Source organism: Candidatus Methylomirabilota bacterium (assembly GCA_035260325.1).
In the GTDB taxonomy this organism is placed as follows: domain Bacteria; phylum Methylomirabilota; class Methylomirabilia; order Rokubacteriales; family CSP1-6; genus AR19.
In genome coordinates this window covers 1-9,616 of sequence record DATFVL010000108.1, presented here as the reverse complement: position 1 = coordinate 9,616, position 9,616 = coordinate 1, and the positions used below count along the sequence as shown (strand labels likewise).

Below are 9,616 nucleotides of genomic sequence, written 5' to 3'. Positions count from 1 at the left end.
GCGAGCCCGGCTTCGTCATGCTCGATGCGCTGCAGGTGGCTCGTGAGCAGCTCGCGCATGGCGAGCTGCCCTTCCTGCGAAACATTGATCAGCTTGTCGACCTTCTGGATGAACAGGTTCACCCCATCGGTCTCGAACTGTCGCTGGGCGAGCGGATGCTGCGAGCCGAATTCCCGCACCACGTACTCCAGCGCCGCACGAACAGTCTTGAGGGGAAGACGATGCTGGTGACAGATGGCATCGAGAACATGAGCTTCCACGAGATTGATGAACGACAGCAACGGCGGCTCATGCTGGGCGAGGCCGATGAGCGGCCTGAAATGCCTGTCGCCCGCCTTCGTTGGATATTCGCGGCCCAGGACCCAGGACCGAAGCGTGGCTTCGGGCACTCGAAGATAGTGGGCCGTCTCCGGTATTCCATAGTTCGGTATCTCGCGTGGATCTCGAAACTCTGAGCGTCTCGTCTGCTTGGCCATCGCCCAAACTATAGCAGCGGCGTGCGGAGAATATCGAGACGTATCTCATTTTGCACGCCTGCAAACTCGCCCGGCGCCTACCGGCCGAGCAGCAGGAGCGCGGCGCGCGTGATCGCCGCCGCGTCGATCGCATAGTGGCGGTAGAGGTCGGCGCGTGTCCCCGACTGGCCGAAGTCGTCCACGCCGAGCGCCTGCTGGGAGACTCCGAACGCGCCGCCGAGGAAGGCGAGGCCGTGCGAGTGGCCGTCCTGGACCGAAACGATCGGCACGCCCTCCTCGTCGCCGCCGACCAGCTCCTCGAGGTACGGCCGTGGCTCGCGGAGACCGCGGTAGAGCCGGTCGGGGCTGGTGACGACGAAGACGCTCGCGTGGACGCCGGCCTCGCGTAGGCGTCGCGCGGCTTCCACCGCCTCGGGGACCATGGCGCCGGCGACGAAGATCGAGACCGCGCTGATCTCGGCGTCCCAGCCCGGCTCGCCGCGCGCGTCCACGAGCCGGTAGCCCCCGCGTAGGACACGCGCCCGGTACTCGTCGCTCGGCTGCGGCGCGAGAGACTGGTCCACGGGCTTCGTCGTGAGGCGCATGTAGAGGCTCTCGCCCGTGCGGTCGGCGAGACCACGCAGGGCGTCGAGCAGGATCCACTCCACCTCGCGCGCGAACGCGGGCTCGAAGTACGCCATCGCCGGCAGTGCGACGCCGATCCCCGGCGTGATCACGGACTGATGGGCGCCGCCCTCGGGGGCGAGGCTCACGCCCGAGGGCGTCGCCGCGACGACGAAGCGGGCGCCGGAGTAGAGGGCGTGGTAGAGCGCGTCGAGACCGCGCGTCACGAAGGGGTCGTAGAGCGTGCCGATCGGGAGCAGCGTCACGCCCGAGAGCTCGCGCGTGAGACCGAGGGCGCCGAGCAGGAGGAACAGGTTGTGCTCGGCGATCCCGAGCTCGAAGTGCTGGCCGGCGGGCGATTCCCTCCATTGAACGGGCTGAGCGACGTCGGCGAACGGGTTCGATCGCGCCGCGGGGAAATAGACTCCCTTGCGGTTGATCCAGCCCGCGAGGTGCGTCGTCACGGCGACGTCGGCCGACACCGTGACGATGGACTTCGCGGCGTCCAGGCGCGCGAGGGCGCCGAGCACGCGACCGAACGCCTCCTGGGTCGAGCACTCGGCGGGGTATGTCTCGTCCACCTCGAACGGCACCGCGGGCTGCGCCGCGGCGCGGGGCGCCGAGAAGAGCGGCGGGAGCCCGCGGACCAGCGCGGCTTCCTCACTCTCGGGCGCGAAGCCGTCCCACTCGGCGCCCGGCGCGATCCCGAGCGACGCGCGCAGCTCCTCGACCTGCGCCTCGGTCAGGAGCGCCGTGTGGTTCAACGGATCGGCCGCGAGCTGAAGCCCCCAGCCCTTGACCGTGTGGGCGAGGATCACCGTGGGCCTGTCGCGCTCCTGCCCCGCCTGCTCGAGCGCCTCGAGGATCAGCGCGAGGTCGTGGCCACCGACGTCGGCGACGATGGCCTGAAGCTCGACGTCACCGAGCGCGCCGAGCGTCCGGTCGAGCTCCGCGTCCGTCCCACCGTCACCGGCGCCGACGAGTGCCTTGCGGACGGCGCCCGCGGGTTGTCGGAGCAGCCGCTGGTACTCGGCATTCGACATGGCGTCGAGCCGCTGCCTGAGCCGCTCGCCGCCGGGCGCGCCGAAGAGCGCGCGGAGCCTCCGTCCCCAGCGCAGCTCGCTGACGCGCCAGCCGCACGCCGCGAACATCCGGCCGAGCTGGCGCGTGCGCGCCTCGGGGATGATCCGGTCGAGGGCCTGGCGGTTCACGTCCACGAGCCAGAGAACGCGGCCGAGCCGCGCGACCGTCTCCTCGGCGAGCGCCTCCCAGACGTTGCCCTCGTCGAGCTCGGCGTCGCCGACCATGACGATGATCCGCCTCGGCGGCGTGGTCCCGAAGTGATCCGCGAGGTACTGAGCCCCGAGCGCGTGAAACGTCGCCTGGACGGCGCCGAGCCCCATCGAGCCCGTGGAGAGCTCGACGATCTCCGGGTTCTTCCTGCGGCTCGGGTATGCCTGGAGCCCCCCGAACCGCCGCAGCCCCGTCAGCGCCTCCTTCGGCAGGCGGCCGCGCAGGTACTGGCACGCATAGAAGGCCGGCGCCGCGTGGGCCTTCACCGCGACCAGGTCGTCCGACTCGAGGGTCTTGAAGTAAAGCGCGGTGAGGAGGCTCACGACGGACGCCGACGACGCCTGATGGCCGCCGACCTTCGTCCCGTCGGCGCTCGGGCGCGCGTTCGCGTGGTGGACCATCCACGTGGAGAGCCACAGCACCTTCCGCTGGACGCGCTCGAGGACGGCCAGCTCGTCCGTGCCACTCGATCGAGGACCGCTCATCGCACCGCGATTCTAGCCCGGCCTCACGCGCGGAGGTAGGCGTGGCGCACGATCTCGGAGGCGGCGAGCTCGGCCGCGCTGCCGCGCCCGACGATCTCGCCCTTCTGGAGGAGGAAGCCGTGATCGGCGATCTCGAGCGTCTTCCGCGCGTTCTGCTCGACGAGGAAGACCGTCGTGCCGCTCCGGTTGATCGCCTGGATCATCGCGAAGAGCTGCTCGACCAGCACCGGCGCGAGCCCGAGTGAGGGCTCGTCGAGCAGGAGGAGCTTCGGCCGGCCCATCAGCGCGCGCCCCATGGCGAGCATCGCCTGCTCGCCGCCCGACATCGTCGCCGCCTTCTGCCGCCGGCGCTCGGCGAGCCGCGGGAAGAGCGCGAAGACCTGGTCGCGACGCGCCGCGAAGTCCGCGGGCGCCCACTCGATGAACGCCCCCATGCGGAGGTTCTCCTCGACCGTCATCCTCGGGAAGACGCGCCGGCCCTCGGGCACCACGCCGATGCCGAGCTCGACGATCTCGTGGGTGCGGAGGCGGTCGATGCGCCGGCCCTCGAGGAGGATCTCGCCCTCGAGGGCCCTGACGATGCCGAGGATCGTCCGGATCAGCGTGGTCTTCCCGGCGCCGTTCGGTCCGAGGAGACACGCGATCTTCCCCTCGCCGAGCGCCAGCGACACGCGCCGGAGCATCGTCAGCGGGCCGTAGCGCGTGGAGACGTCCCGGAGCTCAAGCACGCGCGCGCTCCCGGCCGAGGTACGCCTCGCGGACTTCTTCGTGCGCCGCCACGGCGGCGAAGGACCCCTCGGCGATCTTCCGGCCGTAGTTGAACGCGACGACGCGCCCGCTCACGCCCTCGATCACGAACATGTCGTGCTCGATGATGACGACCGAGAGCCCCGGCATCTCCTCGCGCACGATCTGGAGGTCGCGCATCAGCTCGGCCGTCTCCTCCGGGCTCATCCCGGCCGAGGGCTCGTCGAGGAGGAGCAGCTTCGGCTCGGTCGCGAGCGCCCGGCAGATCTCGACGCGCCGCCGGTCGATCTGCGGGAGCTGCCCGACGGGCTCGAAGCCGCGGGCGGGCAAATCGCGGCTGAACAGCGCGAGGAGGTGCGCCGCGCGCTCGACCGCCCCGCTCATCTCCCGGAGGAACCGCGCGCGACGGAACACGGAGTCCACGAGCCCGGTCGTCCGCCGGGCGTGCATGCCGATCAGGATGTTGTCGAAGACGGAGAGGCCCAGGCAGAGCCGGCTCGCCTGGAACGTGCGGGCGATCCCGAGCCGCGCGATCGCGTGGGCCTCGAGCCCCGTGATGCGACGGCCGCCGAAGACGATCTCCCCGGCCGCCGGGGCGTAGAGCCCGGTGAGCGCGTTGAAGAACGTCGTCTTCCCCGAGCCGTTCGGGCCGATGACGCCGACCGTCTCGCCGGCGCCCACCGCGACGTCCACCCCGTCGAGGGCGACGAGGCCGCCGAACCTCACGGTGAGCCCGCGGGCCTCGAGAAGCGGGGCGGTCATTGCTAGCGGGGTCCGCGAGGCCGGCGCGAACCGTGGGTGGCCTGAGACAGGTGCGCGACGCTCATCGGTAACGCCGCGCCGCCGCGGGCCAGAGCCCCCGTGGCCGGTAGAGAAGCATCACGACGATCACGACGCCGTAGAGCAGCAGCCGGTACTCGTGGAGGAACCGGAAGCGCTCGGGGAGCGGCAGCAGCAGGCACGCGCCGAGCACGACGCCAGGGATCGAGTCCACGCCGCCGATGATGATGACCGAGAGCATGACGAGCGAGTAGCCGAAGTCGAAGTCGGGCGGCGAGACGAACCCGACCATCACCGCGTAGAGCGCGCCGCCGAGCCCGATGAAGAGGTTGCCGATCGAGAACGCGAGGAGCTTGCCCCGCGTGATCGAGACGCCGCAGCAGCGCGCCGCGATCTCGTCGTCACGCAGCGTGTTCAGCGCGAGCCCGAGCCACGAGTCGTGCAGGCGCCGCAGCGTCCACGTCGTGAGCCCCGCCACGAGGAGCGCGGCGTAGTAGAAGTTCGCGTGGGCGGGAAGCTCGAGCCCGGCGAGCGCCGGCTTCGACGTGAACGCCCAGCCGAAGAGCCGGAGCGTCGGGATGTTCTTGATCCCCTGCGGCCCGCCCGTGAACTCGAGGTTGTTCATCAGGATGTTGAAGATGAAGACGAACGCGATCGTGACCAGCGCCAGGTAGTGGCCGCGCGTCTTGAGGATCGGCACGAAGAGGACCGCGCCGACGATCACCGCGATCCAGGGCGCCATGACGACGGCGAGCCATGAGGGCCAGCCGGCCGTGACCGTGAGGAGGCCCACCGAATAGCCGCCGAGGCCCGCGAAGGCGGCGCCCGCCAGGTTGATGACCCCCGCCGTCCCGATCTGGAGGTTGAGCCCCTGCCCGATCGTGACGTAGAGGAGCGCCAGCGTCGCCACGAAGGTCCAATACGGGCTCGCCCTGAGCACTACGGGGAGCGCGAGCGTCAGAAGCGCGCCCCCGAGGAGCGCCGCCGCGCGGTGGCGGGCGAAGGCCGAGACGAGCGCCGCGCCGAGCGGCGCCACGAACCGGACGAGGGCTCCGGCCGCGACGAGCGCGGCGCCCGTCGCCACGAGAGCGGCGGGCCGCTCGGCCAGGATCCCGGCAACGACCAGAGCGAAGACGACGAGCTCGGCGAGCCAGACGAGGAGGAGGCTCACACGCGCTCCACGCTCTTCTCACCGAGGATCCCGCGCGGTCTGAATATCAGGAACAGCATGACGACGGCGAACGCGACGACGTCCCTGAACTCGGAGCCCCGGGGGATGAGCGCCGCCGCCGTCGTCTGCAGCACGCCGAAGAGCAGGCCCCCGACGATCGCGCCGTAGACGTTGCCGAGCCCGCCGATGGCGGCGGCCGAGAAGCCGATGACGCCGCCCGTGATCCCCATGATGAAGTGGATCTCGCTGTAGTAGAGGCCGCTCAGGATCCCCGCGACCGCCGCGAGGCCGGAGCCGAGGAAGAACGTGGCGTCCACCGTGCGGTCGAGGTTCACGCCCATCATCTGCGCCGCCTCCGGGTCCTGCGCGACGGCGCGGATGGCGGCGCCCATCTTCGTCCGGCCGATGATCAGGTCCACGAGGACCATCGCCGCGAGGCCGATGCCGAGGATGGCGAGGTTCTCCCAGCGGATCGAGACGCCGCCGACGTCGAAGCCGCCCTGCGGGAGGAGCCGGGGGAAGGGCTTCGGGTCGGCGCCGCGCGGGTAGAAGATCAGCACCGACTCGCGGATGACGAGGCCGAGCGAGAGCGTCGCCAGGAGCGTCATGAGCGGCGACGAGCGCGCGAGCGGCTTCACGCACACGCGCTCGGCGAGGACGCCGACGCCGCCGGTCACGAGGATCGCGGCCACGAAGGCGAGCGGCAGCGCGACGAGCGGCGCGCCGAGCCCCGCGGCGGCGAGGCCGAGGAGCGTCGAGAGCGCGGCGAACGCGCCCAGCATGAAGATGTCGCCGTGCGAGAAGTGGATCACGTCGAGCACGCCGAAAAAGAGCGTGAACCCGACTGCGATCAGGGCGTACATCACCCCCAGCATCACGCCGTTCAGCGCCTGCTGGAGGAGCAGCTCGAGGGGCGGCACGCCGGGCCGCTTACATCTTCTTGAACTTGAGCCCGGGCAGCGTGCGCTTGCCCGCGGCGTACTCCGAGTCCTCCCAGAGCACCCACTTGCCGTCCTGGCTCACGTACTTGGAGATGAGCGCGACGGTGTTCTGGCCGTGCGCGTCGAACTCGACGGGCCCGATGATCGTGTTCGCGTTCTTCGTCCGCTTGAGGCGCGCCGCCACCTTGGCGCGGTCGGGCCCGACGGCCTCGATCGCGTCGATGACGAGGTTCGCCGCGACGTACGCGAAGGGGCCGTACGCCTCCGACGGCTCCTTGAAGCCGGCCTTGGCGTACGCCTCGAGGAACCGCCTGCCGCCCGGGAGCTTCTCGGTCGGCGCGCCCTCGACGAACGCGAGCGTGCCCTCCGCCGACGGGCCCGCGGTCTCGTTGAACGTGTCCGACTTGATGCCGCTCGTGCCCTGGAACTGGGCGCGGACGCCGAGCTTGTCCATCTGGACCCGCACGCGCACACCGTCGGGCGTGAGACCGCCGTACCAGACGACCTCGGGCCGGTCGGCCTTCGCGCGCGTGAGCTCGGCGGTGTAGTCCTTCTGGTCCTTCGCCGTGCCCTGCGTGGAGAGGATCTTGCCGCCCGCCTTCTCGGCGAACTCGGTGAACCACTTCGCGTGGGCGCGGCCGTAGTCGGTCGTGTCGTGGATGAGCGCGAAGGTCCTGAAGCCGAGCGTCTTCACCGCGAAGTCCGCGGCGATGTTGTTCTGGTTGATCATGGTGCCGTTGACCCGCGTGATCTCGACGTAGTCGTGGCTGTAGGTGATCTCGGGGAGCACGGCGCCCCAGACCATCGCCGGCATGCCCGCCTTGTGGTAGGTGTCCACCGTCGCGATGGCCGTCACCGAGCAGTAGTGCGTGACGCCCGCGACGATCGCCGGGTCGGACGACGCCTTGAGCGCCGCCTGGACCGCCACGGTCGGCTTGCACTCGTCGTCGAGCACCTCCGTCTCGTACTGGTACTTCGTCTTCGGGTCGGCGTTCCGCTCCTGGACGGCGAGGAGGAACGAGTTGCGGCCGCCCAGGCCGTTCGACGCGGTGCCGCCGGTCAGCGGGCCGATGAACGCGAGCCGCACGGCCTTCTTCTGGGCGAGGACGAGATCCGGGGCGGCGGCGAGACCGAGGCCGAGCGCCGCCGCGCCCCGGAGTAGCGCACGGCGGCTCAGATCGACGCGATGGTCGGTTCTTGACATCGGCGTGCTCCTCCTTGCCGGCGAACGGCCGCCGGTGCATGCGGAGAGAACCACACGGACGCGGCGGGTGTCAAGGCGCCGGGCATTGACCTCGCCGGCGACGCGGATTACCCTCGCCCTGCCGCGAGGAGGCAAGCCATGAAGAACGGGTTCAGGGTGATGGACAGCGACCTCCACACGATGGAGCCGGACGGCCTCTGGGCGCGTTACCTGGAGGAGCCGTTCAAGAAATTCGCGCCGACGTTCGTCCGCCGCGCGGAGAACGCGCCGAACCAGCCGATCATCCGCATCGGCGACCTCGAGCTCGGCGAGATGTCGAAGCGGCCGCACACGGCGATCGTCGGCCGGGACCTCCAGCGGCGCGCGTTCGCCCGGCACCCGCACTACGAGCTCGCGCACGCGCGCGGCTACGACCCCGAGTCGCACGTCGCCGCGATGGACATCGAGGGCATCGACGTCGCGATCCTCTACGGCACGCGCGGGCGCCAGGTGCTCATGCACGACGACCTCGAGCCCCGGGTGGCGACGGCGCTCGCGCGCGCCCACAACGACTGGACCCGCGACTTCTGCGCGCACGATCCGGCCCGCCTGAGGTTCGCGGCCCAGGTCGCGTTCCACGACGTCCCCGGCGCCGTCGCCGAGGCGCGGCGGGCCGTGCGGGAGCTGGGCGCGGTCGCGGTGATCGGCAACCCGAATCCGATCCGTGGCCGCCACGTCCACGACCCGGAGTTCGAGCCGCTCTGGGACGCGCTCGAGGAGCTCGGCGTCCCGGTGGGCTTCCATCCGACGGGACAGTCATCGCTCCATGACGACATCGCGCGCCGCTACCTCGACCACCCGAACGGGCGCGTCATCGGCATCGCGGGCCGCAACCCGATGGAGCTGATGCTCGCGTTCGCGAGCCTCGCGGCGGGCGGCGTGCTCGAGCGCCACCCGCGGCTCCGCTGCGCCTTCCTCGAGGGCACGTGCGGATGGCTCCCGTGGTGGCTCTGGCGGCTCGACGAGGCGTGGGAGAAGTTCGGGCCCGGCTCGGAGGTGCGGATCTCCCAGCTCCCGAGTCAGTACTTCTTCCGCCAGTGCTACGTGGCCACAGACGCCGACGAGAAGGTGCTGCGACAGGTCGTCGAGGCGGTCGGCGACGACAACATCGTCGTCTCCACCGACTACCCGCACTCCGACGGGCTCTTCCCGCACGCGATCGAGGAGTTCGTCGGGCTCGAGGGCGTGAGCGAGAAGACGAAGGCCAAGATCCTCTGGGACAATTGCGCGCGGCTCTACAACCTGACCGGCCTCAAATGAGGCGCGCTCCGGTCAGTCGCGCAGCGCATCCCGTCGCGCGCCCGGCCGGTATACACTTGGGGGCGTGGACACCGGGGGTGTAGACACCTTGGCGGGGAGCGCGCGTTACTTCCTCGTCGTCAAGAAGGGAGAGCGATACCTCCACCAGTACGCCCTGCGGACGTTCGCCCGCCGGCCCTACGTCCAGGTGATCTACGACCGCCGGGAAGGAGACCGTCGGCGGATCACCTCACCGACGTCCCTGGAGCGGCGGAGGACCGACCGGCGCGCGCGGCCCTGGCTCGACACTGAGGTCCGCGAGCGCGGCGCCGTCATGGTGAAGATCGACCCGACGTAATCGACGTCAGAGTGGCCCCCGTTTAGGGGCGCCGTTGAATTCTTGGCCACTCGCCACTGAGAAATCCGGAAATATATTCCGGACATCCCGTTACAGATCAATCACTTGGCCTCGCGTCCCTCCTTGGTATCCGCCTTGCACTCCTTTTCTCATCGAGATTTGCGCGGCTCGTTGATCGACAAGATGGACGGAGGAGAGACGACGATGGCGACGCTGACCGTGCGGGAGACCAAGACCAAGCCCCGCCACCTCTACGTCGTGGCGACGGACCGGCGGGACC

The 9,616-nt window shown here is 70.3% G+C and carries 9 protein-coding genes; 2 read left to right on the top strand and 7 right to left on the bottom strand.

The window, feature by feature from the left end; all coding sequences use genetic code 11:
• The 7 genes from VKG64_07500 to VKG64_07470 form a co-directional block, all read right to left on the bottom strand.
• A partial coding sequence (locus VKG64_07500; protein ID HKB24886.1) for a hypothetical protein occupies nt 1-476 on the bottom strand: 476 nt, incomplete at its 3' end.
• Between the two features lie 77 nt (nt 477-553).
• On the bottom strand, nt 554-2,857 hold the full coding sequence (locus VKG64_07495; protein ID HKB24885.1) for a 1-deoxy-D-xylulose-5-phosphate synthase N-terminal domain-containing protein: 2,304 nt from the start codon (nt 2,855-2,857) through the stop codon (nt 554-556).
• 23 nt (nt 2,858-2,880) lie between these two features.
• Nucleotides 2,881-3,540 carry an ABC transporter ATP-binding protein gene (locus tag VKG64_07490; protein HKB24884.1) on the bottom strand — a complete coding sequence of 220 codons (660 nt, stop codon included), beginning with the start codon at nt 3,538-3,540 and terminating at the stop codon, nt 2,881-2,883.
• 37 nt (nt 3,541-3,577) lie between these two features.
• Nucleotides 3,578-4,366, bottom strand: coding sequence for an ABC transporter ATP-binding protein (locus VKG64_07485; protein ID HKB24883.1), 789 nt, complete (start codon nt 4,364-4,366; stop codon nt 3,578-3,580).
• 61 nt (nt 4,367-4,427) lie between these two features.
• Nucleotides 4,428-5,555 carry a branched-chain amino acid ABC transporter permease gene (locus tag VKG64_07480; GenBank protein HKB24882.1) on the bottom strand — a complete coding sequence of 376 codons (1,128 nt, stop codon included), beginning with the start codon at nt 5,553-5,555 and terminating at the stop codon, nt 4,428-4,430.
• Nucleotides 5,552-6,475: a branched-chain amino acid ABC transporter permease gene (locus tag VKG64_07475; protein HKB24881.1), complete on the bottom strand. Its 924-nt coding sequence runs from the start codon at nt 6,473-6,475 to the stop codon at nt 5,552-5,554. Before VKG64_07475 ends, VKG64_07480 begins: the two co-directional genes overlap by 4 nt.
• A 10-nt stretch (nt 6,476-6,485) precedes the next feature.
• Entirely contained in the window at nt 6,486-7,700 is a 1,215-nt protein-coding gene (locus VKG64_07470) for a branched-chain amino acid ABC transporter substrate-binding protein (GenBank protein HKB24880.1), read from the bottom strand.
• 138 nt (nt 7,701-7,838) lie between these two features.
• Between VKG64_07470 and VKG64_07465 the strand changes: the two genes are divergently transcribed.
• Nucleotides 7,839-8,999 (top strand): amidohydrolase family protein, encoded by a 1,161-nt coding sequence (locus VKG64_07465; protein ID HKB24879.1) that lies wholly within the window; start codon nt 7,839-7,841, stop codon nt 8,997-8,999.
• Between the two features lie 64 nt (nt 9,000-9,063).
• Complete coding sequence (locus VKG64_07460) at nt 9,064-9,336, top strand: hypothetical protein (protein HKB24878.1); 273 nt, start codon at nt 9,064-9,066, stop codon at nt 9,334-9,336.
• Nucleotides 9,337-9,616: the final 280 nt, after the last annotated feature.